This window comes from Phaeobacter italicus (assembly GCF_001258055.1).
Classification (GTDB): Bacteria; Pseudomonadota; Alphaproteobacteria; order Rhodobacterales; family Rhodobacteraceae; genus Phaeobacter; species Phaeobacter italicus.
Genome location: NZ_CVRM01000005.1, coordinates 13,876 through 39,740, shown reverse-complemented (window position 1 = coordinate 39,740; position 25,865 = coordinate 13,876). Strand labels below are relative to the sequence as shown.

The window sequence follows — 25,865 nt, the reverse complement described above, 5'->3', positions numbered from 1 at the left end:
AGAGATCTCAATTCAGTCACCCTAGCGCAAATTGACGCGCAGGACGGCAGCGCTTGCAAAGGGCAGCAAGGCAAGGGTCGCGGCCGAGATACCGGCCAGCATCAAAAGGGGCGTTTCAACGGACATGCCATCAGCCCCACGCCGCGCCGCTTCGGCGCCGAAAATCAGGGTCGGCACGTAAAGCGGCAGCACCAGCAGCGACAGCAGCAGTCCACCCCGCTTGAGCCCAACCGTCAGCGCCGCACCAAAGGTGCCGATCACCGACAGCGCAGGGGTGCCGAGCAGCAGTGAAACCACCAGCCACTGAAACCCCGCGGTTGGCAGGTTCAGCAAAATCCCCAAGACGGGCGCCGCCAGAACAAGTGGCAACGAGGTGGTGATCCAATGCGCCAGAGCCTTGATCGTGACCACCGCTTCCAGCGGCAGGGGCGAGGTCGCCATCAGATCAAGCGTCCCGTCCTCCCAGTCCAGTGCGAGCAGACGGTCAAGCGACAAAAGACACGCCAGCAGCGCGCCAAGCCACAGAACACCGGGGGCAATCCGCGCCAGCAGTTCAGACTGCGGGCCCACGGAAAATGGCACCAGAACCGTGACAATCAGAAAAAACGCAAGGCCAAGGCCAAACCCGCCACCGGCTCGCAACGCCAGCTTCAGATCGCGCAGCAACAGCGCCTTCATAGGAATGCCTCGTCAAACTCTTCCAGATCCGGCAGCTTCGCCTTGAACTGGCTGACATCCAGCGTCTCGCCCTCAAGGCCAAGATCAATATGGGTTGCGATCAGGGCCGCACCACCATCTGCAAGATGGCGCTCTACCACCCCGGCGAACTGCTGCACGGACGCCCGGTCAAGGCTGACGGTCGGCTCGTCCAGGATCCAGTAGCGCCGCCCAGTGACCAAGAGGCGCGCAAGCCCAAGCCGCCGTTTCTGTCCCGCTGACAATGCACCTGCCGGCCGATCCAGCAGGCCACGCAGATCAAAGGCATCCAGCGCAGGTTCAATGCTTCCTGCGGCAAAAATCTCGGCCCAGAAGGTCAGGTTTTCGCCAACAGTCAGCGTCAGCTTGATCCCGTCGGAATGCGCTGCATAGGCGATGTCCTCCTCCGCGCCGGTGATCGTCCCCGCGAGAGGTGGTTGCAGCCCCGCAATGGTCCGCAAAAGCGTGGTCTTGCCGCAGCCATTCGGCCCCCGCAGGATCAGCGCCCGGCCCGGTGTCAGCTCAAAGCTCACCCCTTCCAGCACCGGGGCCCCGCCCCGCGCAATGCTCAACCCTGCGATTTTCATGCTCGTTCCTTGCGCCTGCCGCTTTTATCCTGCGCCAAAAACCCGATTGATGCAGCGATTTCTTTGCGCCAGATCAACCTTTTGTCCCGGCGTGCACCCAATGGTCCTTGACCGGGCTCAGACCGCCAGGGCCGCCAGCGCAATCCGGCGTCCTTCGGACAAGAGGACATTGTAGGTCCGGCAGGCAGCGGGAGAGTTCATGATTTCAACACCGATCCCCGCACCCTCCAGTGCCTGACGCAAATCGGCCGGGATATGGGCAACCTCGGCGCCAGTGCCGATAAAGAGCACGTCAATTTCCCCGCCAAGCGCCAGGAGAGGTGCGCGATCATCATAACCGCCCCAGGCCCGCGTGCCATCAGTGCCGGTCAGGATGTTGCCCTGATGGACCTCACCGCCCACCCGAAAGAACCCCGCCCCATAGCCATCGACAGGCAAGGCATCGGTGAAGGAGACTTCGTTCAATCGCATGGCTGTGTCCTCTGTTTGCTCAGGATCTGGTCCTGCCCCTGACATGTCGCGCGCCCTGCCCTTGGCAAGGCAGATCAGACGTTGGCCTGCTCCTTACCACGGGCAGCAGGCCGACAAAATAGCCCCCCGAACAGAAAAGAGGCCGCAGCAGTGCCACGGCCTCTTTGGTGTTGGTCTGGTCGAGCCTTCGGAAATCAGGCGTCGATATTGGCGAACTGGTTGCCGGTGGTATTGGTCGGCTTGGTCCAGTCGCGCTTTACGCCCAGCCACAACAGGATGGTCGAGGCCACGAAAATGGATGAATAGGTGCCGATGATAACACCCCAGATCATCGCAAAGACAAAGCCACGGATCACGTCACCGCCCAGAACATACAGCGACACCAGCGCCAGCAATGTGGTGACAGAGGTCATCATTGTCCGGCTCAGGGTTTCGTTGATCGAAATGTTCAACACTTCGGCCAGCGGCTTTTTCTTATAGCGGCGGAGGTTTTCACGAACCCGGTCGAAAACCACCACCGTATCGTTTAGCGAGTAGCCAACAATCGTCAGCAGCGCCGCGATGATGGCGAGGTCGAATTTGATCTGAAGTTCCGAGAACACCCCAATCGTCAGCACCACGTCATGTACCAGCGCCGCAACAGCCCCCAGCGCGAACTGCCATTCAAAGCGCAGCCAGATGTAAATCAGAACCGCGCCAATCGCGAGGGCAACAGCGATGACCGCGGTCTGCACCAGCTCGCCTGAAACCTTGGGGCCGACGGATTCGACCGAGACAAATTTGATGCCCGGCGCAACCGTATCAAGCGCCCTGTTGATCTCTTCGATCTGCTCGCCAGAGATCGCCTCGCCGTCGTCCTGCGCCTGAATGCGCACCATGGCGACGTGCTGATCCTCCTCAAAGGTCGGATCGAACACCTCGCTGATAGAGACATCACCCAGCTCAAGCGGCTGCAGCGCGTCACGGTATGCACCGACGTCGATTGCGGTCGTGCTTTCGGTGCGGATGGTCGTGCCGCCACGGAAGTCGATCCCGTAGTTCAGCCCCTGCAACGCAAAGGAGGCAAAACCGACGATGATCATCACGGCCGAAATGCCGAGCCACAGCTTCCAGCGCTTGAAGAAATCAAACGAGGTGCTTTCGGGAATGAGTTTCAACCGCATATCAAACCTCGATCGTTTTCGGACGGCGCCGTTCAAACCACATGACGATGATCACCCGCGTCACAAAGATCGCAGTGAACACCGACGTCATGATCCCCAGACCCAGCGTGATCGCAAAGCCCCGCACCGGGCCAGAGCCCATCGCAAACAGGATCACCGCCGTGATGAAGGTGGTAATGTTGGCGTCAAGAATGGCGCTCAGCGCCTTGGAGTAGCCTTCATCAATGGCCCGTGCGGGGCCACGACCGGCCTTCAGCTCTTCGCGGATCCGTTCAAAGATCAGCACGTTGGCGTCCACCGCCATACCCACCGTCAGAACGATGCCCGCAATGCCCGGCAGCGTCAGCGTTGCGCCAATCAGGCTCAGCGCGCCAAAGATCAGACCGATGTTCAGGATCAGCGCGATATTGGCAAAGACACCAAACAGACCATAGCTCAGCGCCATGAAGACCAGCACCCCGACAAAGGCCACAACGGTTGCGACCTTGCCTGCATCAATGCTGTCCTGACCCAGTTCCGGGCCAATGGTGCGCTCTTCCAGGAACTCCAGCCCCGCAGGCAAGGCACCTGCACGCAGCAGGATCGCCATATTGGTGCTTTCCTCGATGGTGAAATTACCGGTGATAATGCCGGAGCCACCTGCGATATGGGCCTGGATGACCGGGGCAGAGACCACCTCCTCATCCAGCACAATCGCAAAGGGAGAGCCGATGTTTTCCGCCGTGTAGTCGCCGAACTTGCGCGCGCCCGTGGTGTTGAAGCGGAAGCTGACCGCCGGGCGGCCGTTCTGGTCGAACGAGGGCTGGGCATCCACCAGTTCCTCGCCGGTGACCACCGGGGCGGCCTCGACGGTGTAGTAGATGCCGCTTTCATCCAGCGACGGGATCACCTTGTTGCCAACACCCGGGTTGGCGTCGGCATCGCTGCCACGGCCCACAACCGGGTTAAAGGTCAGCTGAGCGGTGGTTCCGATAATGGCCTTCAGCTCTGATGCGGACCCGATGCCCGGCACCTGGATCAGGATCCGATCGGTGCCCTGACGTTGGATGGTCGGCTCACGCGTGCCCACCTCGTCGATCCGGCGACGCACGATTTCCAGCGCCTGGCGCACAGTGCGATCATCAGATGCCAGCTTTTCCGCTTCGCTCAGCTCGATGGTGAGGATATCACCCGCACCGCTCACGGTGATGTCGCTGGCGCCTGCACCGGTCAGGCTGGTGATCGGATTGGCGAGACCGCGCACCACTTCCAGCGCACGGGTCATGCCATCGGGATTGGAGATCTTGAGACGAATCTGCCCCTCCGGCGCGGGCTGGCGACGGAAGGTGCCGACCTCAGCACGTTCCGGGCGCAGCGCGTCCCGGACCTCAGGCCACAGCGCATCCATGCGCGCGGCATAAACATCCTCGACCTTCACCTCGGCAAGAAGATGCGCACCACCGCGCAAGTCCAGACCAAGATTGACGAGATTGGACGGCAGGAACGACGGCCACTGACCCGCCACCTCCAGCCGTTCGGGGGTTTCCCCCCGCAGCGTAATTTCGGCGGCGGCGTCATTGGCCTGCTCGACGCGCGTATAAAACGCGTTCGGCAGGGCAAGCAAAAGGCCGGTCACACAGACCAGCCAGATGAGGACCCGCTTCCAGAGATCAATTTGCAGCATTGCCCTGCCTTTTCAATTGGTTAAGCGGGAACGCTTAGTCTGCCGGTTCGGTTTTGCTCAGAACCTGTGCGATGGTGGATTTGACCACGCGGATTTTCACGCCTTCAGCGATCTCAACTTCCAGCTCGCCATCGTCCTTGACCTTGGAGACCTTGCCGATGACGCCACCCTGGGTCACGACCTGATCACCACGACGCAGCGCGGCCACCATGTTCTGATGTTCTTTCATCTTCTTCTGCTGCGGACGGATCAGCAGGAAGTACATGATCCCGAAGATCAGAATGAGCGGGAGAAATTGGGCGATTGCGCCACCTTCCATGGGATATTCCTTCTGTGAGACAGGCGCTTGTCACGCCCGGATTTTTGCCGCTGAACCTATGCGCTGCGCCCACCACTTGCAAGGCTAAGGCGGCCAGAACCGATACCGCAAACGCAGTTGACCCGATAAGGGGGCAATGAGAGGGTGCGGGTATTGATTTTCAGAACCAGATTGTAGCCATGATCAACATTTCAGACCCCGGCCATTTGCCGGTTCTTGCCCTGTTTGGCCTCGCCGTTTTTGTCGTCTTCCCGCTCATTGTCTTGTCGTCAAACGAAGCCAAACCAATAGCATATCTACAGTCCAAACTGGGACTGGATGCCATATGGGCCCCGGTCTTGCTCATCGGCGCTGCGCTCTGGGCCATAGTGTTCGGGTTATTGGTGGTTGGCCTGCTCTCGGTGATTTGGGAGATTATCCAAGGCGTTCATTGGAAGTCTACTGCCAGCGACATGAGCAACAGCGGACGTTTCGCCCTTGTTCGTCTCACGGCAATCACGGCAACCACTGGCGCGGTCATCGCTTTCCCGCTGACCCTCATCAAGGTCAAACTCACGCGGGATGCGAGTGAAACGACAGAAAAATCTCTGTTTAACGACGAGATCAACGCCGCCACCGAAGACCTTCACGCTATGCGCCAGCGCTGGGACGGCACGCAAAACATTTGGGAAGACGACATCACTCGCCGAAACGCGGCTATCGACCGACTGGAAGGCTTGGTGAGTGAACGGCCAGATACCGCGGCCAGAGTGTCGCGGCTGTTGAGCGTTTATGTAAGAGAGTTATCTCGGGAGCATCCCCCCGAGGTCGCCCCGGATAATAAACCACATGAAGAGCTTAAGGCATGGGGCCTTGCGCTGACTGTCCAGCGCTCCGACATGGAAAATGCGGTCCAGACCCTTGGTAGGATGAAGAGCATTCAAGGAGTAGAACCAGACGAGGTCCATATTGATTTGCGGAAAGCCAACTTACAGAGAATGCGACTGGCCAAACTCGATTTTTCTGGGGCTGACTTTATTGGCGCACAACTCCAGTACGCAATGTTGAGTAGGAGCGACCTTTCACGGGCGATCTTTGTCGGAACCGATCTCAGCTGGTCACGTTTGACCGAGGCCAGGTTTACAAATGCAGTCATCTTCGAAGTGTCTTGGGCCGACGCCAAATTGCAAGCAGCCCAAGGATTGAGCGCATCCGTCCTGCGCGAAGCGTACGAACAAGGCGCACACTTGGATGAAGACCAGTACCAAATGGCAGTGGCCAACCAATAACCTCAAACTCCCCCCGCCCCATAACGTGCCATCCCACAACACCCTTGCGGCAAACGTCTGCGCCCCCTTCCCCTTTCTTCACCCTTCCGGCATATGCTGGCGGCACTGATTCAAAACCGCTTGATAGGAGCAGACCCATGCATGACATCCGTGCAATCCGCGAAAACCCGGCTGCGTTTGACGCCGCCCTGGCCCGCCGTGGAGAGTCTGCTTTGTCGTCTGACGTGCTCGCGCTGGACGAAGCGCGGCGCGCCAAGATCCAGGCCGCCGAAGAGGCACAGGCCGAGCAGAACAAGGCGGCCAAAGCCATCGGCGCGGCCAAGGCCAAGGGCGACAACGAAGAGTTCGAACGCCTGCGCGCAGCCGTGGCCGAGAAAAAAGCCGAAGTTGCCGCAATGCAGACCGAGGCCAAGGAGCTGGACGCCAAGCTGACCGACATGCTGGCGCGCATCCCCAACAACCCGGCGGAAGACGTGCCCGAAGGCGCCGATGAGGACGACAATGTCGAGGTGAACAAATGGGGCACCCTGCCCGAATTCACCTTTGCGCCCAAGGAACACTTTGAGATCGCGGGCGTTGCAGCGGCGATGGACTTTGAAACTGCGGCCAAGATCTCTGGCTCGCGTTTTGTCGTGCTCAAGGGCGCAGTGGCGCGCATCCACCGCGCGCTGGCCCAGTTCATGATCGACACCCACGTCGACGAGAACGACCTGATGGAGGTAAACTCTCCCGTTCTGGTGCGTGACGAGGCGATGTATGGCACCGACAAGCTGCCGAAATTCGGCGATGACAGCTATCAGACCACCAATGGCTGGTGGCTGGTGCCGACATCCGAGGTGCCGCTGACCTATTCCGTCGCGGGCGACACGCTGGACGAGGCGGCCCTGCCGATCCGCATGACAGCCCATACGCTCTGCTTCCGCTCAGAAGCGGGCAGCGCGGGCAAGGACACGTCCGGCATGCTGCGCCAGCACCAGTTCGAAAAGGTAGAGATGGTCTCTATCGTGCACCCCAGCCAGTCCGACGACGAACAAAAGCGGATGCTGCGCTGCGCCGAGGGGCTTTTGGAGAAACTGGGCATCCCCTATCGCACCGTGATCCTGTGCACCGGCGACATGGGCTTTGGCGCGCGCCGCACCTTTGACATCGAGGCATGGGTGCCGGGTCAGAACACCTACCGCGAGATTTCTTCGGTTTCCACCACCGGTGATTTTCAGGCACGCCGCATGAATGCGCGTTTCAAACCCGCAGAGGGCGGCAAGCCCGAGTTCGTGCACACGCTGAACGGCTCCGGCCTTGCGGTCGGCCGCTGCCTGATTGCGGTGCTGGAAAACGGCCAGCAGGAAGACGGCTCTGTCAAACTGCCAGAGGCGCTGGCGCCTTATCTCGGTGGCAAACTGACCCTGAGCGCGGACGGCAAACTGGTTTAAGACCACGCCGCAACCGCCTGTAAGAAAATGAAACCGGCCACCTGTATCAGGGGCCGGTTTTTTCATTCATCCATTTATTTCTTGGCCTTTTTCCTGGCCTTGCCACCTGTCGGTTTGGCGGCCTTCTTGCTGCCTGACTTTTTCTTGGCAGGCTCGCTCGCCTTGGCGTCCAGAATGGCCTTGGCTTTGGCCTTTTCCTTTTCGATCGCGGCCTTGGCCTTGGCTTTCACTTTCTTGGCCTTGGCCTTGGCCTTCTCCTTGGCGGCTGCAAATTCCGCAGCGAGGGTTTCGGCCTGTTTCGCGGCCTTCTTGGCCTTGGCCTTGGCTTTTGCGGCCTTTGCTTCGGCGGCGACACGTGCCGCCTCTGCCGCTGCAAGGGCCGAGCTGAGCTGTTCCTTGGTGGCACGCGCCTCACTGCCGTTGGCGGCAACCGGGGTGTCGTCTGAGCCTTGCGTCGTCGCCATGCTGGTCTTGGGGGTGCCTGCAACCTTGCGCGCCTCTGCGATCAGCTTGGTCGCGCGCAGCCGACCGATCCGCGGGATCTGCATCAGCGTATCGGGCTTTGCGGCGGCCACCGCCTCGACCGACGGCAAACCGTTGGCCTGCAACACCTCAGCCAGCGAAGGCCCGACGCCGTTCAATTTGGCAATGGGGGTCATGAATGCTCCTTACGTGTTCGGTTATGCCTTTTGCCCACGCTCTGGCAGCGGTGCCATTTTCTTCTCTGCGCGCGCCGGAAACGGCACCAGACGCTCCTGTTCCTCGTCCCACAGCTTCAGGCCAAGGGCGCGGATCGCCTCAAGAAATCCGATCCGTCGCGGCGCCATATCAGGCGGCAGACTATGATGGCAGCGCCGCAACCGGTAACTGGGAATGCGGGCGTTGTAATGATGAATGTCGTGCAGGGTGATATTGGCAACGGCAAAGTCAAAAAACCAGCCAAAATCAAGACAGGACGACCCCTGCAAGGCGGCAATCTGGGGGTTCAGGTCCGGCCGCCGGTCCCAATAGGTGTCTTCGAAATTGTGCTGAAGATAGACCAGAAACACCCCGATCATCCCCCCGAGAAAGGAAAACCCCAACCAGACCAGGACCCCAGTAAGCCCCGCCACAGCGTAAAGCAGCGCCAGCAGCAGCACGATCACCACGTTGTGCAACAGCACTCCCAACACCCCAAATCGCAGCGTGTTTTTCGGCCATCGGTAGCGGATGAAATAGGTAAATGCCGCACCAAGGGGGACCAGAATGAAAGTATTGCGATACAGCCGGTACATCAACCGCTGCCCCCAGCCCGCCGCCTGCCATTCGCGCAGCGTCATGGTGTGGATCTCGCCGCTGTCGCGGTGATCGAGATTGCCGACATAGGCGTGATGTTCATTGTGGTTCTGCTTCATCACCTCAAACGGGGCAAAGGTGAAGGGCGACAGGACATGGCCTGCCAGTTCGTTCTGGTCGCGGGTCTCAAACAGAGAGTGATGGCCTGTGTCATGCTGCAGCACATAAAGGCGCACCGCTGCAAAGGCGAATACCACGCCCGCAGGGACCATCACATACCAGCGATCCACATAAGCGATGGCCAGATACAGCGCCGCGAAATAGACGGCAAATGTTCCGAAATAACTGAGCGCAGCCAGCCGGTTGTCCTTGTCGCAAAACGCGCGAGTATGTGCCCTCAGATCCATACCACACCCCTAGATCTACCATGTAACGTCGCCATGACTGCTTGCGCAGGCGATAGAAACCTTGGGGCAATCCGGTGAAGCAATACCCGGTGATGAAAATTCGCGCCTAAATCCAGCCCTCAGGCCAAGAACGCTTTGCCCCATCTGAAATAACTTGGCTCAAAGCGTAACAAAGCAAGGTGCCAAAGGTCAAATTCCGCCAATCAGACAGAAAAAGACCGCGCCCTGTTCGGACGCGGCCCCTGTATTTCAGCTTTGGCATTTGCCCAATCGGGCTTAGCCGCGGCGGTTGTTCTTGAGGTGTTTGGCCAAGGCGCCAGCGTTTTTCTCGCGTTTGCCCTTGTAGGGGTTCTTGTCCCCCTGCCCGCGCATGTAAAGACGGATGGGCGTGCCCGGCATGTCAAAATCCTGCCGCAGCCCGTTCACCAGATAGCGCGTGTAGCTGTCTGGCAGCTTGTCGGGGTGCGAACACATCACCACAAAGGCCGGCGGGCGGGTTTTGGCCTGCGTCATGTAACGCAGCTTGATCCGCTTGCCCTGCGGGGCGGGCGGCGGGTGCTGTTCCAGCATGCCAATCAACCAGCGGTTCAACGCCGCAGTCGGCACCCGGCGGTTCCAGATTTCATAGGCGCGCATGATGGCTGCGTGCAGACGATCAAGCCCCTTGCCGGTCTTGGCCGATACCGTCACCAGCGGCGCACCGCGCAGCTGTGGCAGCAGCCGGCCAAAGGCCTCCTTGAGGTCACGCAGTTTTTCCTGCTTGTTTTCCTCGGCGTCCCATTTGTTCACCGCCACGACGACCGCACGGCCTTCACGCTCTGCAAGGTCAGCGATCCGCAGATCCTGTTGCTCGAAGGGGATGCTGGCATCCAGCAGCACCACGACGACCTCTGCGAATTTGACCGCGCGCAGACCATCAGACACAGAGAGCTTTTCCAGCTTCTCCTGCACCTTGGCCTTTTTGCGCATGCCTGCGGTGTCGAAAACCCGCATCGGCACGCCCTGCCAGTCAATCTGCAGCGAAATGGCGTCACGGGTGATCCCTGCTTCGGGACCGGTCAGCAGTCGGTCTTCGCCAAGGATCTTGTTGATGAGGGTGGACTTGCCTGCGTTGGGGCGGCCCACAACAGCCACCTGCAGCGGCTTGTTGGCAGTCGGCATGGGCACCGATAGATCGTCATCCTCGTCGATTTCCTCATCGACAGTCACATCCGTTTCCGGGCTGGTGGCTTCTGCGATCTTGTCGAATTTATCTGCCAGCGGCATCAGCTGCACATAAAGGTCGTTCATGCCCTCGCCGTGTTCCCCCGACAGGCGGATCGGCTCACCAAGGCCAAGGCCATAGGCCTCCAGCACGCCGGCATCAGCTGCCGAACCCTCGGATTTGTTGGCCGCCAGAATGACATGCGCGGATTTCTTGCGCAGGATATCGGCAAAGACCTCATCCGTGGGCGTGACCCCGACGCGGGCGTCGATCATGAACAGGCAGACATCAGCCATATCCACCGCGCGCTCTGTCAGGCGACGCATCCGCCCCTCAAGCGAGTTGTCGGTGGCCTCTTCCAGACCGGCGGTATCCACGACGGTAAAGCGCAGATCGCCAAGCCGCGCTTCGCCCTCGCGCAGATCGCGTGTGACCCCGGGCTGGTCATCGACCAGCGCCAGCCGCTTGCCGACGAGACGATTGAACAGTGTGGATTTGCCCACATTCGGGCGCCCCACGATAGCGAGGGTAAAAGACATCAGACCAACTTTCTGCGATTCAGACGCGCCCCATAGCGCATCTACGCGCGTCCTTCCAGACCGCATCGTCAGTTTTGGCTCTCCGCCTGCAGTGACCTGTCAGCGGAAAGCGTGCAATTGCCCCTTGGTGGACACCACATAAAGCGTCCCACCTGCCACCACCGGTGCGGTTGTCGCACCGCCGGGGATCGACACGGTGCGCAAGAGGTCACCGCTTTCGGGGCTAAAGAAACGGATCAACCCATCGTTGGAGGCCACAACAACCTGCCCACCAGCCACGACCGGGCCGTGATGGGCGACAATGGCTCCACGCTTGCGGGGCTTGTCCTTGAGGTAGCCAGGCAGATCAACTGCCCAGACCGCCGCGCCGCTGTCGGCGTCAAGGCGCACCAACTGGTTCAGGTCGCTCAGCAGGAACAGGTTGCCCGCAATCGGCCAGACCGGATCGGTCGCACCGTGGGGCGCGGTCCAGATCCGCTCTCCGGTTTCTGCGTCAAAAGCCGCGGTCCGACCCGACTGGTTGCCAATGTAAAGGCGACCACCAGACACGACCGGTGCCCCCGTCACATCCCCGATCCGCGCGATAGAGCGGCCAATCCGCTGCCCCGCAACCGAGGCATTCCAACGGCGCAGACCGCCCTTGCGGAAGGTTGCCGCGACATCCCCCGAGCCAAAGGCAAAGATTGCAAATTTCGATGTGACCGCTGGCGCAGGCGCTCCCAGCACATTGGATGGGCTCGGGGTGCCCTCGACCTGCCACGCGATGCGGCCGTCTTTTGCATTGATCGCCCAGCCGGTGTCATCACCCGCCACCAGATAGACAAGCCCGTCGCGCACGGTCGGCTGGCCAGATCCGGTTGCGTCCAGCTCCTGACGCCAAAGGGTTGCGCCGGACTTGGCATCAAGCGCGGTCACCACGCCAAAACCGGAGGAGACGTAGACAACACCGCCGTCATAGGCGAGCCCGCCACCGGTTGCCTGGCCCGCGCTGTCAGATGCCGGGATCAGGTCGCTTTGCCACACAACGGCCCCCGACGGGGACACCGCTGAAACCTGGGCCGCGCTGTCGAGCGTGTAGATCAGACCATCGCCGATCACCGGCGTTGCGGTGATACGCTGGCGGCGGCTGTCCCCCTCGCCAATGGAGGTGGACCAGATTTCGCTGGGCGCTGCGGCCAGGGCCGGGTGCGTCGGGCGCAGGCCTTCAAGACCGCCGCCCTGTGCCCAATCGGCATTGGTGCGTGCAGCAGGCAGCGCAATGGCGCGGCTTTGGTCAACAATCGTGATCGTGCTGTCGGGGCGGATGTCCTCGCGCTCGCCGCGCAGGATTTCTTCGGGTTCAGTGCAGCCGCTCAGAACCAACGCCAGCGCGGTGCCCCCCAGAATGCCCCCTGCACGCCAAAAGCTCTTTACTGCCGTCATTGCCCTGCCCCGTTTAATGCACTTTTACTGTACTTTTGATACGCTTCGCCCCGCGCCCCAATACGCGGAACGGCTGGATTGCTGGATTATCCGTCAGACCCGGTCTCAGGCTGAAGCGACCCCCCAAGGGCCACAATCACTTGAGAGGCGCGGTCTTGCAAGTCCGAGGTGACTGTTGCCGCATTGATAATGTCACGCAGCTTGGAAATCGCCTCTTCGGTCTTGCCCTCTTCGATATCAATCAGCGCCAGCTGCTCGCGCGCCAGCAGATCCAGCGGCGCGCCCGGCTGGGCCAGCGCCTCGAACTGAATGCGCCGATCGGCGGCAGGCAGGCTGTCCTGTTGCAGGCCAAGGGCCTTGAACGTCGCGATGTGGCGGTAAATCAGCGGCACATCACCATTGCCACCGATCGCGTTGAGCGCTGCAATCGCGGCGTCACGCTCTCCTGCATCTGCAAGCGCGCCCGCCTGCAAGAGCTTCAGCACGGTATCACCACCCGCCGAACCCGCAGTGATCTGCGACAGGGCTTCGGCTCGCGCTGCGCTGTCATCACTGTCCAGCGCGGCAATCATCTGATCGCCCAGCTGCTCGGCCGCCGCCTGAGTCTGCGCCCGGTCATATTCACGATAGGCAGCGCCACCAACGATCAGGGCAACCGCAACGCCACCGATCCAGCCGTAGCGCTTCAGCATCAGAAACAGGCGATCGCGGCGGACTTCTTCTGTCACCTCATCAATAAAGCTGTCGGTATCGCTCATGAAATTGTCCCTGACCTGCCCCGCCTGCCAGTTCCCGGCTGACGGAAAGTTTCCTGTGTTCAGCCTCTCTTACAGTGCAACAGATGCCAAGCCAAGTGGCGCTGTCGTTACCGATTGCCCACAAATCCGCCAGAAACCGCAAAAAATGTGAACTGAACTACATAGTTCAGTGTGGACAAACCCTATATGGCACTTATCACTTGGCGCAAATTTGCCAGTGTGCGCCCGATTTGGCGCGGATGTTGACTGGTCTTATAGTACCCCTTGAGGGACGACTGACGTTTAGGAAGGCCCCGTATGCGTGTAATTCCATTGCTGACTGCCGCAATTGTGACCACCGGCTTGTATTATGCCGTGATCGAGCGTGAGGCGCTGCTTGCCTTTGCCCGCGGCGAAGACGCTGTTGCCACCGACACATCGGCAGAGGCCACAGCGCCGGTGGCTGCACCAGCCACAGACAACGCAGAAAAATCCGGCGCGGCCCGTGTTCGGGTTGTGGCCCTGCGCAGCACCGCCCGCGGGATCGACAGCGCGGTCATCCTGCGGGGCCAGACAGAAGCCGCCCGCCAGGTAGAAGTGCGCGCAGAAACCACATCAACAGTTGTCTCCGAACCGCTGCGCAAAGGTGCGCAGGTCAAGGCCGGGGATCTCCTGTGCAAGCTGGACCCGGGCACCCGCCCCGCCACCCTGTTGGAGGCCAAGGCCCGTCTTGCAGAGGCCAAGATCCGCGTCCCCGAAGCCCAGGCCCGTCTGGATGAGGCCCGCGCCCGCCTGAAGGAAGCAGGCATCAACCTGACGGCAGCGCAGAAACTATCCGAAGGTGGCTATGCCTCGGAAACCCGCCTCGCAGCCGCGCAGGCGGCAGAGCGTTCTGCGGTTGCAGGCGTCGCGACAGCGGAAACCGGTCTGGAAACCACCCGCGCCGGCATCGAAGCAGCCTCTGCTCAGGTTGCGGCCTCCGAAAAGGAAATGGCACGCCTCGACATCCTCGCGCCCTTTGACGGTCTGCTGGAAAGCGACGCGGCCGAACTTGGCAGCCTTATGCAGCCCGGCAGCCTCTGTGCCACGGTGATCCAACTGGACACCATCAAGATCGTCGGCTTTGTCCCGGAAACCGAAGTGAACCGCGTGAAGATCGGCGCCACAGCCGGAGCGGAGCTTGCAACCGGCAAACAGGTCAGCGGCAAAGTGACCTTCATCAGCCGTTCTGCCGATCCGACCACCCGCACATTTGAGGTGGAAATCACCATCCCCAACCCCGGTCTCGCCATCCGTGACGGCCAGACCGCTGACATCGTGATCGCCGCCGAGGGCACCAAGGCACATCTGTTGCCGCAATCGGCCCTCACGCTCAACAACGACGGTCAACTGGGGGTGCGTGTTGTGGGCGCTGACAGCATCGTCGCCTTCTTCCCCGTAACCCTGCTGCGGGACACCTCGGACGGCGTCTGGGTCGCGGGCCTGCCCGAACAGGCCGACGTGATCGTGGTTGGTCAGGATTTTGTCGTGGCAGGCGTCCCTGTCACTGCCACCTATAAAGAGGCCAGCCAATGACCGGTATCGTCAGCTGGGCCGCCGAACGGGCGCGCATGATTCTGGCGTTTATCGCCATCTCCATTCTGGTCGGCGGTTTCGCCTATGCCTCGCTCCCCAAGGAAGGGGAGCCTGACATCGAAATCCCCGCCCTTTTCATCTCTGTCCCCTTCCCCGGCATCTCGGCCGAGGACGCCGAGACCCTGCTGGTCAAGGTCATGGAGACCGAGCTTGCCGATCTGGACGGGCTCGACAAGATGTCGGCCACTGCCGCAGAGGGCTATGCCGGCGTCGCGCTGGAGTTCGACTTTGGCTGGGACAAGACCGCGATCATGGCCGATGTGCGGGATGCGATGGATTCCGCCGAGGCCGAATTCCCGGAAGGGGCGGAAAAGTATTCGATCAACGAAATCAACTTCTCCGAATTCCCGATTGTGATTGTCAACCTGACCGGCGCCGTTCCGGAACGGACAATGGCCCGTATCGCCAAGGACTTGCAGGACGAACTGGAAGCGCTGGAACCGGTCCTGGAGGCCGGGATTGCGGGCAACCGGGATGAAATGGTCGAAGTGCTGATCGACCCGTTGCGCCTTGAGGCCTACAACGTCACGGCGCTGGAACTGATTACCGTTGTTCAGAACAACAACCAGCTGATTGCAGCCGGTGAAGTCGAAACCAATCAGGGCACCTTTTCCGTCAAGATCCCGTCGTCCTTTGACGATGTGCGCGACATCTATGCCCTCCCGGTCAAGACCAACGGCGACCGAGTGGTGACACTGGGCGAGCTGGCCACCATCAACTTCACCTTCGAGGACCGCCGCGGTACTGCGCGTTTCAACGGCGAAGACACGGTGGCGCTTCAGGTGGTCAAGCGCAAAGGCTATAACCTGATCGATACCGTCGATCTGGTCAAAGAGACCCTCGACAAGGCCAAGACCAAATGGCCGCCAGAACTGCAGGCCGCGGTTCAGGTGGGCACGTCAAACGACCAGAGCCGGGTTGTCGGCTCTATGGTCAGCCAGCTTGAAGGCTCCGTTCTGACGGCGGTGGCACTGGTGATGATCGTGGTGCTCGCCTCGCTTGGCAGCCGCGCCGCGCTGTTGGTTGGTTTTGCCATCCCGACCTCGTTCCTGTTGTGTTTTGCTTTTCTTGCGGTGATGGGTGTCAGCATTTCGAACATCGTGATGTTCGGTCTGATCCTTGCAGTGGGCATGCTGGTGGATGGCGCGATCGTGGTGGTGGAATACGCCGACAAGCGCATCAGCGAGGGCACGGGCCCGATGCACGCCTACGTCGAGGCCGCCCAACGCATGTTCTGGCCGGTGGTATCCTCGACCGCAACGACGCTCTGCGCGTTCCTGCCCATGCTGTTCTGGCCCGGCGTGCCCGGTGAATTCATGGGCATGCTGCCCGTCACGCTGATCTTCGTTCTCTCCGCCTCCCTCGTGGTTGCGCTGATCTACCTTCCGGTCATGGGGGGTGTCTCTGGCCGGATGAGCCGCGCCTTTGAACGTATGGCCGCTGGTCTGCGCGCAGTTGCGCCCTGGTGGGTGCGTGCAGCTCTCGTGCCGGTGGCGCTGTGGGGGATGTTTGCAGGGGCGATGCAGATGCTGAACCCGGGCTATCTTCTCCCTGCCGAAACGGCAGGTCCCGCCGCGCTGATTGTTGGCGCTTTGGTCTTTGTTCTGTCGGCCTTTGGCGCCTCTGTCACCCTGCAGGCCGCCCAGCTGACCCGCCGCGAAAAACCGGTGGATCCCGGCCATCAGCACACGCCCTTTGGCCATTTCATCAAGTTCATCGTCGGCAATCCAATCATGCCGGTGGTTACGGTTGGCGCTGTGGCCTTTGCCATCATGACCGTTTTCGCCACCTTCAGTGAAAACAACTATGGCGTCGAATTCTTTGTGGAATCCGAACCCGAACAGGCCACCGCCTATGTCCGCGCCCGCGGCAACACCTCCTTGATGGAGGAAGACGAAATGGTGCGCCTGACCGAACAGGTGATCCTGTCCCATCCGGCGGTTGTGAACGTCTTCTCCTTTGCCGGTGAAGGCGGGCTCAATACCGATGCCTCTGGCGCGCAGACGCCGCCGGACACCATCGGTCAGGTCCAGTTCGAAATCATCCCATGGGAAGACCGTCCAACCCAGACGGAAAGCTGGTTCAATGGTTGGTTCACCCGCGAGGTGACTGCCACCGAATTCGATGGCGACACTGTCATCGACGAGATCAACGCCGAACTGGCCGAACTGCCCGGTTTCGAGGCCGAAATCCGCGCGCTGGCCCAGGGTCCGGCATCGGGCAAGCCTGTGCACCTGCGCATCAAGGGTGACAACTGGGAGACGTTGACAGCTGCCACCGCTCAGGCCCGCGCCAAGTTTGAGGCGACCCCCGGGCTCGACCTGATCGAAGACAGCCTGCCCCTGCCCGGCATCGACTGGCAGATCGACGTGGATGTCGAAAAGGCGGGCCGCTATGGCGCGGACGTGGCCACCGTTGGTGCAATGGTGCAGCTGGTCACACGCGGCATCCTCTTGGATACCATGCGCGTGGACAGCTCTGATGAGGAGATCGAAATCCGCGTCCGCCTGCCCGAGGAAGACCGCGTTCTCTCAACCCTTGATGCGCTCAAACTGCGCACCGAAGACGGGTTGGTGCCGCTGTCCAACTTCATCACCCGCCAGCCCGTACCGAAGCTGGCGGAAATCAACCGCGTCCAGCAGCAGCGCTATTACGACGTGAAGGCCGACATCGAAGCCGCCGTCGCAAAGGTCGTGGCGCCCAACCCGGACAGCGGCACTGATGAGACGCTTGCCTATGTGAAACTCGACGCCGATGGCCCCCTCACATCATCCAGCGGCATGCAGCTGTCGCTGTTCCAGCTGGAACAGGCGCAGGACACCGAAGCGCTGAAAGAGGCGCTGGCAGATGGCGCGCGTGTTGTTGTGTTGAACCCAAACGAGCGGATCGCCAAGCTCACCGAGTGGCTGGAAACCTCACCGTTCCCGGCGGACATCACGTGGGAGTGGACAGGCGATCAGGAAGAACAGGCCGAATCCGGCGCCTTCCTGTCCAAGGCGTTTGCCGGGGCTCTGGCCTTGATGTTCGTGATCCTGCTGGCCCAGTTCAACAGTTTCTACAACTCTATCCTGGTTCTGTTGGCGGTGGTTCTGTCCACCACCGGCGTGCTGATCGGCATGATGGTGATGAAACAGCCCTTCTCGATCATCATGACAGGCACCGGGATCGTGGCCCTGGCCGGGATCGTTGTGAACAACAACATCGTCCTGATCGACACCTATCAGGAATTTGCCCGCAAGATGCCCCGCATCGAGGCGATCATCCGCACCGCAGAGGCGCGGATCCGTCCGGTTCTGTTGACCACGATCACCACGATGGCTGGCCTTGCGCCGATGATGTTCGGGCTCAGCCTCGATTTCATCAACGGCGGCTACTCCATCGACAGCCCGACCTCCCTGTGGTGGAAGCAGCTGGCAACCGCCGTGGTCTTTGGTCTTGGCATTGCAACCGTGCTGACCCTTTTGGTGACGCCGTCGCTCCTGGCGATCCGGGTCTGGCTGTGGATCTACGTCGCGGCCCTTGGTCGCCTGTTCGCGCGGCTGACGGGGGGCCGGTCCAGCCGGATCGCCCGCGACATGCGCCTGGCCACCAAGGCCCGCACCCTGCCCACCACCGAAATCCTGTGGGAGCGGGAAGGCAGGCTTGATAACGAAAGCAAGGAAGAAGCCGACGCCGAGGCGCCCGCCAACCCCTCGCTTCGCGCAGCCGAGTAACCCCACCAAAAAAAGCCCCGCTCTAGAGCGGGGCTTTTTGTTTTGTGTGCTCGGCGTCAGGGGCCGGATAGTGCTGCAACGACTGCAAGAAAGCCAATCACGGCACCAAGACCCGATGCGGTTGGATGCCCCCGCTCATCACGCAGCATCCTGATCCGATTGCTGGCGCTGCCACAGATGCGCATAGCGTCCATCACGGGCCAGCAGTTCATCATGGGTGCCTTGCTCTGCGATCTCGCCCTGCTCCAGCACGATGATCTGATCGGCTTCGGCAACCGTGCTCAGGCGGTGGGCGATGGTGATCACCGTACGCCCCTGCCCCGCGCGGGTCAGCGCGTCCTTGATCTCCTGCTCGGTGTCGGTATCCAGCGCCGATGTCGCCTCGTCCAGCAACAGGATCGGCGGGTTCTTCAACAACGTGCGCGCGATGCCCACACGCTGTTTCTCGCCTCCTGACAGCTTCAGTCCACGCTCTCCCACCTGGGTGTCATAGCCTTCGGGCAGACGCAGGATGAAATCGTGGATCTGGGCATCCTTAGCAGCCTGCTCGACTTCCTCCTGCGTGGCCCCGTCGCGCCCATAGGCGATGTTGTAGCGGATCGTGTCGTTGAACAGCACGGTATCCTGCGGCACCACGCCGATGGCCGAATGCAGGCTTTTCTGGGTCACATCGCGCACATCCTGACCGTCAATGCACAACGCACCGCTGGTGACATCGTAGAAGCGGAACAACAGCCGCCCAATCGTGGATTTGCCAGACCCGGTTGAGCCCACAATCGCCACTGTCTCTCCCGCCTTGGCTGTCAAGCTGACGCCTTTGAGGATCTGGCGATCACTGTCATAGCCGAAACGAACATCCTTCAGGGTGATGGTGCCGCCCTTGACCTGCAGTTCGCCCGCTCCGGGCCGGTCGGTGACATCCGGGTCCTGCTCGATCAGGTCAAACATCTCTCCCATATCGACAAGGCTCTGGCGGATTTCGCGATAGACCGTTCCAAGGAAGTTCAACGGCACGGTGATCTGGATCATGTAGGCGTTGACCATGACGAAATCGCCAACCGTCAACTGCCCCGCCTGCACACCAATGGCCGCCATCACCATCACCGCAACCAGACCAGCGGTAATCACAAGGCTCTGACCAAAGTTCAGGAATGCCAGCGAATAGGCCGTCTTGAGAGCGGCACGGGCATAGCCGCGCATGGCCACGTCATAGCGCGCGGCCTCCCGCTCCTCGGCCCCGAAATACTTGACCGTTTCATAGTTCAGCAGGCTGTCGATGGCCTTTTGGTTGGCATCGGTATCCTGATTGTTCATCTCACGGCGCAGTTTCACCCGCCATTCGGTCACGGCAAAGGTGAACCAGACATAAAGCCCGACAGTCACCGCAACGACCACCAGATACCAAATGTCAAACAGCACCGCGAGGATCACCGCGACCAGCGTCAACTCCAGGATCAGAGGGCCGATCGAGAACAGCAAGAAACGCAGCAGGAACTCCACGCCTTTCACGCCACGCTCGATGATGCGGCTCAGCCCGCCGGTCTTGCGCGTGATGTGATAGCGCATGGACAGACGGTGGATATGGCGGAATGTCTCCAGTGCCAGACGGCGCAGCGCCCGCTGTCCCACCGGGGCAAAGACCGCATCACGCAGCTGTTGAAAGCCGGTCGTGAGGATCCGCGCCATCCCGTAGGCGACAGTCAGCCCCACCGCCCCAAGCGCCAGCGGCGGCACGCCTTCACCGGCCAGGCTGTCGACAGCGCCCTTGTACAGCATGGGCGTATAGACTGCGATCACCTTGGCCAGCACCAGAACCGCCAGCGCCGCCACCACGCGGTATTTCACCCAGGCCTGATCCTTGGGCCAGAGATAGGGCCCAACCTTGCGCAGGGTCCGCAGACCGGATCGGCGTTCATCCTGCGCCGTTGTCTTGTCAGTGTCAGTCATCACATGTCCTTGTTCCAAGACCTATGACATAGGCGCGCCGCCCCGGTTTGGCCAGCCGCCCCACCAGATTGGGAGGCGGGCAGCGACACACCGGGGCGGCGCAAAACGTCAACGCAGTCTCACTGCTCCGGGATGGTAAAGACCTGTCCCGGATAGATCAGATCAGGATTGCGGATTGCGTCACGGTTGGCGTCAAACACCCGCACATAAAGCAACCCATCCCCATAGCGCTCTCGCGAAATCGCCCAAAGCGTGTCACCCTTTTGCACGGTGATTGCCCGCACGGGCGGCACCGGGGTGGTGCTGTCGGCAACAGGCGCGGCATCTGGCGCGGCGGGCGTCTCTGTCGCCGGAGCCAGCACTTCCGGGGCTTCCCGCTTGAAGGGCGTCTCAATGCGGCTCAGCACCTTGCCTGACGCATCCAGCGCATCAAGGCGCAGGTTGTAGATCCCCGGCGCCACATTTGCCAGCTTGCCCGTCCAGCGCCCGTCACCTGCCACCGCAAGATCCGCGACCGCCTTGTTGTCGAGATAGGCGCGCACGACAGCGTCGGCCTCTCCCCGTCCGCTGAGGATCACATCCCCTTCGGCATCATAGGAAATGGTATCCAGCGCCACACCGGTGGCGGGGGCGTCATTTGCAGGGGTTGCGGGCTGCACCAGCTGCACACCAGAGGCATCAGACCGCAACACGGCGACCTGCTTGGGGGCTGCGGGTTTCGGTGCAGGATCCACATCCGCGCCCGCATCTGCAGTCTCTGTCGTCTCTGGCACCGGCTGCGGATCGCTCTGGGCGGTGTCTGCGACCAGTGGTGCTGACTGCGGCTCGGCCACGGGGTCAGGTGCATCCACAGGCTGGGGTGCTGCGGGCTCAGCCGCGCTGTCCGCGATCTCTGCAACCTCTGCTGCAACCGCGCTCGCCGCATCCCCCAGCGCCTCTGCCGTTTCATTTGCGGCATCCGCAACTGCGGTGGTCACATCCTCAGCCAGATCCTGTGCCACCTCGACGGCCGCCTCGGCCGCCCCCTCTGCGCTATCCGCCTCGGCGGCCGCAGTGGTTTCTGTGTCTGGGGTCGGGGCAGGATCAACCGGCGCCTGCGCTGCCTCGGCGACAACCACGGGCGCAACAGGGGCCAGAATGAACTGCGCATCCGATGCACGCTCTTCCTCTCCCCTGCGGGCGATGAGCGAAATCACCTGCGGCTGATCCGACAGGGGCACGGTGACAAAGGCGACGAAATTGCCGTCTGCGGGAACACGCAGCGCGTCAATCTCTGCAGCGTCGAGCAGGATTGAAATCTCGCTTCCCGGCTCTGCGCGCCCTGCAATCACACCGCTGCCGTCGCTTTCAAAGCGTGCCAGATCCATCTCCGGCGCCGCAAGAGGTGGCAGAGACGCGCCTGTCTCGGCCACGTCTTCATCTGGGTCTACCGCAGTGGGGGCTGTTGCGGCATCATTCGCCGCATCCGCATTTGCCACATCCTCGGCATCGCTTGCAGGTTCAGCCGCATCTTCACTGGGTTCAGCAGTTGGCTCTGGCTCTGCGCTGATCTCTGTGTCAGCCTCCGCCACAGTTTCAGGCGCACCCGTAGCGGGGGTCTCTGTGCCGGTTTGTGCAGCGGTATCATCCGCCGCGTCCCCTGCCCCGCTGGCTGCTGGCGTGGCAGCTGCCTGATCCGTATTTGCAGGCGATATCACCACAACATCCGATGTGCCCGTCTGATCTGCCGGTGCGACCGGGTCCGATGCCCCGCCCCATTGCAGATAAATCACGCCGCCAATCACCGCGACAACAGCCGCGACCCCACCGATGGCCGTCGCGGACATGCCGCTTTTGCCCACTTCATCCGTCATTCCGTTCCTTCCTTCTCGACGCTTCCGGACAAGGCCCGTGTGCCGATATTGCGGGATGTCTCCCCCGCTTGCTTGAGCCAACCGATCAATGTGGCTATCAGGGACCAAAGGACGACCTATTTCCCTGCAGAACACAACAAAAAAGGTGCTGAGCATGCGTATTCAATCTGTCTGTGTGTACTGTGGGGCGCGTGATGGCGCTCGCAGCAGCTATGGCGAGGCCGCCGAAGCCTTTGGCCGCGGGCTGGCCGAGCGGGATCTGCGGCTGGTCTATGGTGCGGGGGATGTGGGGCTGATGGGGCGCGTCGCGCGCGCAGCGCAGGCTGCAGGCGGGCAGACATTTGGCGTCATCCCCGAACATCTGGTGCGTCGCGAAGTCGCCAAGACCGATCTGCAAACCTATGTGGTCACCGAAACCATGCACGAACGCAAAAAGGTGATGCTGTACAACGCGGACGCAGTTGTTCTGCTGCCTGGCGGCGCGGGATCACTGGACGAGCTGTTCGAGGCTCTGACCTGGCGCCAGCTGGAGCTGCACCACAAACCGATCTTTGTGCTCAATATCGATGGCTACTGGGATCCGCTCAAGGCGCTGATCGACCATGTGGTGGGCGAAGGGTTTGCAGGCGAGGAAACCACTGCCGCTCTGACTTGGGTCACATCGGTAGAGGACGCGCTGGCCCGTATCAGCGCCCATGTCTGACGGCCTGACGCAGGCCGCACAAAATACGCGGCGCCATGACAGCGCCGCGTGTTCTGTTGAACTCAGCCGCGATCAGGCAGCCAGTTCCTGCGTCACGATCTCCTCGATCTTGTCGATCGGGTGATTGGTCAGGTTCTTGGGGATCTCTGCGATCACCAGATCCTGCACTTCCTTGTGCAGCTTGTCGCGCAAATCTCCCAGAACCTGAGGAGCGGCGACCAGAACAATCGGGCCCAGCTTGCCCTTGTGGGCGCGCGCGTACAGCAGTTCCGCAATATCATCTGCAAACCGCTCCTTGGCCAGTTCGTGCCAGTCCGTGTCATCCAGAGCAGACCGCTGACCAACACCCCCGTCGTGCATCCGGCCAGGCCGGTTAGCAGACTGTTCGATATCGGACGGGTTGTCCTGCTCTTCCTTCTTGCGCACCTCCAGATTGGGGTTCTGCGCATCGGTCATGTTTTCCAACAGCAGGGCCTTTTCGCTATCTGCCACCAGAACGTAGCTGCCATGTTTCAATCCGCTCATTACTGATCCTCCTGCTCGTTGGATTTTGTCACGCGGGTCGCACCGGCCGGGCGCTCCATTGCGCGCTTTTTCTCGTCTTCGGTCGCGACCTCTCGGGCCAGTCGGCCCCCTGTGCGTCCGCCTTGGGAAATGGTGCCCTCTGCCCCCAGGATCTCCTTGGTCTCCTGACGACCATCCTTTGATCTCACGCGGTCTGCCATAGCGGCCTCCATCTCTGTTTCCGTCATATACACAACCTTTGAGAGCGCGGATTGTTCCCCCTGAACCCTGTCATCAGACACGAAAAAACCCCGACCGCTGGCGGTCGGGGTCAATGTTTTCAAAGGCTTCTCTGCAAAAGGCAGAGGTGCCAAATCGCGATCACATGCGGGACGCGACGTTTTCCCAGTTGACCAGATTGTCAAGGAAGTTGGTCAGATACGCCGGACGCTTGTTGCGGAAGTCGATGTAGTAGGAGTGCTCCCACACGTCGCAACCCAGCAGAGCAGTCTGGCCAAAGCACAGCGGGTTCACGCCGTTTTCGGTCTTGGTCACTTTCAGGCCACCGTCGGTGTCCTTGACCAGCCACGCCCAGCCAGAGCCGAACTGACCCGCGCCCGCGGCAGAGAATTCTTCCTTGAATTTGTCAACAGAGCCAAAGCTGTCGACCAGGGCCTTCTCCAGCTCGCCCGGCATCTTGCTTTCGCCCGGACCCATCATTTCCCAGAACTGGTTGTGGTTCCACAGCTGGGAGATGTTGTTGAAGATACCGTTCTGAGCAACCGCATTTGCGTCATAGGTGCCCTTGATGATCTCTTCCATCGACTTGCCGTCCCACTCGGTGCCGGCGATCAGCTTGTTGCCGTTGTCGACATAGGCCTTGTGGTGCAGGTCGTGGTGGTATTCCAGGGTCTCAGCGGACATGCCCTTGGATGCCAGAGCGTCGTGAGCGTAGGGAAGATCGGGAAGTTCAAAAGCCATTGGGGCCCCCTGTCTGAATTGTTGCGTTCCTGGCCAGATACATGCGGCTGGTCCGCCCTTTGGTCAAGGGTAAGCCGTGGAAACACCGAAAAAATAACCGAGGCTTTTCGTAAAGAGGTCGCAGCCACCCTGGGCAGATGTCGCAGATCAAACGCCGCGACACCTGCGCCTGCCGGGCGGATCAGCGCTTCATCGGGATGTTGCTGCGCACACAGGTGCCGCTGCCCGAGGGGCGGTTGTCATAGCCATGAACCCGCGCCGTGACAGACAGTTTCATCCGTCGTTCATCCATCGTCGCAGAATAGCTGACCTTGGCCGAGCCACTGCGAGCGTCGAGGTTGTTCAAGGTCCACTTGAGCTTGAGCCGCTCTTTGGAACGCGGGTCATAATCAACGACCAGCGGCGTTTTGCTGACTGAGGCGATGATGCCATCCATGACACCCGCCACCTTTTCCTCGTGATCGACAAAGATCAGCATCCGAGGGGCAATCCAGTTGTATTTCTCGTAAGACTGCATCTTGCAGTCATAAGACACTGGCTTGGCCGCCGCCGTCCCCGCCGCCATCGTCATAGTCATCGCCATCGTCATCACAACGGTCGCAAGTTTGGTAGTCATAGTCTGTGCTCCGCTCCGGATCATACCCAGAGATCATTGTCGTTGAAGTGTTGGATTGCGGCCTGTCTTGCTAGCCCTGATCGGCGGCGGCTTCCTCGATCACCATTTCGCTGATCAAACGGCTGCATTCGCCCACCCCACGCGGCTGATCCACATCCACCACATCAGAGATGACCTGGACCGACAGCTTCATGTTGCGAGTGTTGAGAATGGCGCGGTAGTGGATCTCTCCGACATCGCCGCCATTGCCAAAGGAGGGTGTCTTGATCAGCCAGCTGATCCGATAGGACGTCGGCCCCATCTCGAAAAAACCCGCGCTCAGTTTCTGGCCTGACAGGGCGCTGAAATTTCCATCGTGAGAGACTTCGCCCTTCCATCCGTCCTTGAATGACAGATGGATCTCTCTTGGGATCCATCCATGACTGGACAAGGATTTGACATCACAATGGAATTCGCCATCAAGCGCGTGCGCAGGCGTCCCGGCGGACAGTCCAAGGACAAAAGCTGCACCCACCTTCGCCCCAAAGAGCGAAGTGATTTTTGACAAACCGACCATGTCGACCCCAAATCACGTCCAAAGGACGGGCGATGAGCCTCGTCCTTCTCAGTCACAAATTATTGGATCTGGCGGCGCACAAAAACATGGGGCAAAACACCCCGAAAGACAGTAAAATGCCCCCGGAAATACCGGGGACAGATTATCGAAGACTTTACGATCACACAAGGTGAAAT

23 protein-coding genes are annotated in these 25,865 nt (G+C 60.8%); 5 read left to right on the top strand and 18 right to left on the bottom strand.

What is annotated here, in order from left to right:
• Nucleotides 1–21: 21 nt before the first annotated feature.
• The 6 genes from ccmB to yajC form a co-directional block, all read right to left on the bottom strand.
• Nucleotides 22–678: a heme exporter protein CcmB gene (ccmB, locus tag NIT7645_RS02080; RefSeq protein ID WP_008559498.1), complete on the bottom strand. Its 657-nt coding sequence runs from the start codon at nt 676–678 to the stop codon at nt 22–24.
• Nucleotides 675–1,283, bottom strand: a complete 609-nt coding sequence (ccmA, locus tag NIT7645_RS02075; RefSeq protein WP_008563039.1) for a heme ABC exporter ATP-binding protein CcmA — start codon at nt 1,281–1,283, stop codon at nt 675–677. Before ccmA ends, ccmB begins: the two co-directional genes overlap by 4 nt.
• 117 nt (nt 1,284–1,400) lie before the next feature.
• A complete protein-coding gene (locus NIT7645_RS02070; RefSeq protein ID WP_008559851.1) occupies nt 1,401–1,754 on the bottom strand; it encodes an Mth938-like domain-containing protein in 354 nt (117 codons plus the stop codon).
• Between the two features lie 194 nt (nt 1,755–1,948).
• Nucleotides 1,949–2,917 (bottom strand): protein translocase subunit SecF, encoded by a 969-nt coding sequence (secF, locus tag NIT7645_RS02065; RefSeq protein ID WP_008559401.1) that lies wholly within the window; start codon nt 2,915–2,917, stop codon nt 1,949–1,951.
• Between the two features lies 1 nt (nt 2,918).
• The gene (gene secD / locus NIT7645_RS02060; protein ID WP_008562108.1) at nt 2,919–4,580 is read right to left on the bottom strand and encodes a protein translocase subunit SecD; all 1,662 of its coding nucleotides are present in this window, start codon (nt 4,578–4,580) and stop codon (nt 2,919–2,921) included.
• A gap of 34 nt (nt 4,581–4,614) precedes the next feature.
• The gene (gene yajC / locus NIT7645_RS02055; RefSeq protein ID WP_008561892.1) at nt 4,615–4,899 is read right to left on the bottom strand and encodes a preprotein translocase subunit YajC; all 285 of its coding nucleotides are present in this window, start codon (nt 4,897–4,899) and stop codon (nt 4,615–4,617) included.
• A gap of 179 nt (nt 4,900–5,078) precedes the next feature.
• Here yajC and NIT7645_RS02050 point away from each other — a divergent pair, with 179 nt between their 5' ends.
• The gene (locus NIT7645_RS02050) at nt 5,079–6,167 is read left to right on the top strand and encodes a pentapeptide repeat-containing protein (RefSeq protein WP_050685964.1); all 1,089 of its coding nucleotides are present in this window, start codon (nt 5,079–5,081) and stop codon (nt 6,165–6,167) included.
• Nucleotides 6,168–6,304: 137 nt separating this feature from the next.
• The gene (gene serS / locus NIT7645_RS02045; RefSeq protein WP_008562614.1) at nt 6,305–7,597 is read left to right on the top strand and encodes a serine--tRNA ligase; all 1,293 of its coding nucleotides are present in this window, start codon (nt 6,305–6,307) and stop codon (nt 7,595–7,597) included.
• 74 nt (nt 7,598–7,671) lie between these two features.
• On the opposite strand, the gene NIT7645_RS02040 is transcribed toward serS, so the two are convergent.
• From NIT7645_RS02040 to NIT7645_RS02020, 5 genes are all read right to left on the bottom strand, one after another.
• Nucleotides 7,672–8,256 (bottom strand): helix-hairpin-helix domain-containing protein, encoded by a 585-nt coding sequence (locus NIT7645_RS02040; RefSeq protein ID WP_008560515.1) that lies wholly within the window; start codon nt 8,254–8,256, stop codon nt 7,672–7,674.
• Nucleotides 8,257–8,277: 21 nt separating this feature from the next.
• The gene (locus NIT7645_RS02035) at nt 8,278–9,279 is read right to left on the bottom strand and encodes a fatty acid desaturase (RefSeq protein ID WP_008559738.1); all 1,002 of its coding nucleotides are present in this window, start codon (nt 9,277–9,279) and stop codon (nt 8,278–8,280) included.
• 276 nt (nt 9,280–9,555) lie between these two features.
• Nucleotides 9,556–11,022 (bottom strand): ribosome biogenesis GTPase Der, encoded by a 1,467-nt coding sequence (der, locus tag NIT7645_RS02030; protein WP_008562137.1) that lies wholly within the window; start codon nt 11,020–11,022, stop codon nt 9,556–9,558.
• A gap of 99 nt (nt 11,023–11,121) precedes the next feature.
• On the bottom strand, nt 11,122–12,444 hold the full coding sequence (locus NIT7645_RS02025; RefSeq protein WP_008558908.1) for a PQQ-like beta-propeller repeat protein: 1,323 nt from the start codon (nt 12,442–12,444) through the stop codon (nt 11,122–11,124).
• Nucleotides 12,445–12,530: 86 nt separating this feature from the next.
• A complete protein-coding gene (locus tag NIT7645_RS02020) occupies nt 12,531–13,202 on the bottom strand; it encodes a tetratricopeptide repeat protein (protein WP_008558898.1) in 672 nt (223 codons plus the stop codon).
• Nucleotides 13,203–13,499: 297 nt separating this feature from the next.
• On the opposite strand from NIT7645_RS02020, the gene NIT7645_RS02015 reads away from it, so the two are divergent.
• Both NIT7645_RS02015 and NIT7645_RS02010 read left to right on the top strand, forming a co-directional pair.
• Nucleotides 13,500–14,756 (top strand): efflux RND transporter periplasmic adaptor subunit, encoded by a 1,257-nt coding sequence (locus NIT7645_RS02015; RefSeq protein WP_008559702.1) that lies wholly within the window; start codon nt 13,500–13,502, stop codon nt 14,754–14,756.
• The gene (locus NIT7645_RS02010) at nt 14,753–18,529 is read left to right on the top strand and encodes an efflux RND transporter permease subunit (RefSeq protein ID WP_008561755.1); all 3,777 of its coding nucleotides are present in this window, start codon (nt 14,753–14,755) and stop codon (nt 18,527–18,529) included. Before NIT7645_RS02015 ends, NIT7645_RS02010 begins: the two co-directional genes overlap by 4 nt.
• A 138-nt stretch (nt 18,530–18,667) precedes the next feature.
• Here NIT7645_RS02010 and NIT7645_RS02005 read toward each other — a convergent pair whose 3' ends face one another.
• Together NIT7645_RS02005 and NIT7645_RS02000 are read right to left on the bottom strand one after the other, a co-directional pair.
• A complete protein-coding gene (locus NIT7645_RS02005; protein ID WP_046212178.1) occupies nt 18,668–20,476 on the bottom strand; it encodes an ABCB family ABC transporter ATP-binding protein/permease in 1,809 nt (602 codons plus the stop codon).
• Between the two features lie 119 nt (nt 20,477–20,595).
• Nucleotides 20,596–22,329: a LysM peptidoglycan-binding domain-containing protein gene (locus tag NIT7645_RS02000; RefSeq protein ID WP_050685960.1), complete on the bottom strand. Its 1,734-nt coding sequence runs from the start codon at nt 22,327–22,329 to the stop codon at nt 20,596–20,598.
• Between the two features lie 154 nt (nt 22,330–22,483).
• On the opposite strand from NIT7645_RS02000, the gene NIT7645_RS01995 reads away from it, so the two are divergent.
• Nucleotides 22,484–23,032 (top strand): LOG family protein, encoded by a 549-nt coding sequence (locus NIT7645_RS01995; protein ID WP_037302275.1) that lies wholly within the window; start codon nt 22,484–22,486, stop codon nt 23,030–23,032.
• A 72-nt stretch (nt 23,033–23,104) separates the two neighbouring features.
• Here the strand turns inward: NIT7645_RS01995 and NIT7645_RS01990 are convergent, their stop codons facing one another.
• The 5 genes from NIT7645_RS01990 to NIT7645_RS01970 form a co-directional block, all read right to left on the bottom strand.
• Nucleotides 23,105–23,557, bottom strand: a complete 453-nt coding sequence (locus tag NIT7645_RS01990; protein ID WP_008561319.1) for a host attachment family protein — start codon at nt 23,555–23,557, stop codon at nt 23,105–23,107.
• Complete coding sequence (locus tag NIT7645_RS01985; RefSeq protein WP_008558763.1) at nt 23,557–23,757, bottom strand: hypothetical protein; 201 nt, start codon at nt 23,755–23,757, stop codon at nt 23,557–23,559. The genes NIT7645_RS01990 and NIT7645_RS01985 overlap by 1 nt, the downstream gene beginning before the upstream one ends.
• 160 nt (nt 23,758–23,917) lie before the next feature.
• Nucleotides 23,918–24,517 carry a superoxide dismutase gene (locus tag NIT7645_RS01980; RefSeq protein WP_008563207.1) on the bottom strand — a complete coding sequence of 200 codons (600 nt, stop codon included), beginning with the start codon at nt 24,515–24,517 and terminating at the stop codon, nt 23,918–23,920.
• A gap of 181 nt (nt 24,518–24,698) precedes the next feature.
• Nucleotides 24,699–25,133 (bottom strand): hypothetical protein, encoded by a 435-nt coding sequence (locus NIT7645_RS19460; protein WP_008562370.1) that lies wholly within the window; start codon nt 25,131–25,133, stop codon nt 24,699–24,701.
• 70 nt (nt 25,134–25,203) lie between these two features.
• A complete protein-coding gene (locus NIT7645_RS01970) occupies nt 25,204–25,689 on the bottom strand; it encodes a hypothetical protein (RefSeq protein ID WP_008563120.1) in 486 nt (161 codons plus the stop codon).
• Nucleotides 25,690–25,865: the final 176 nt, after the last annotated feature.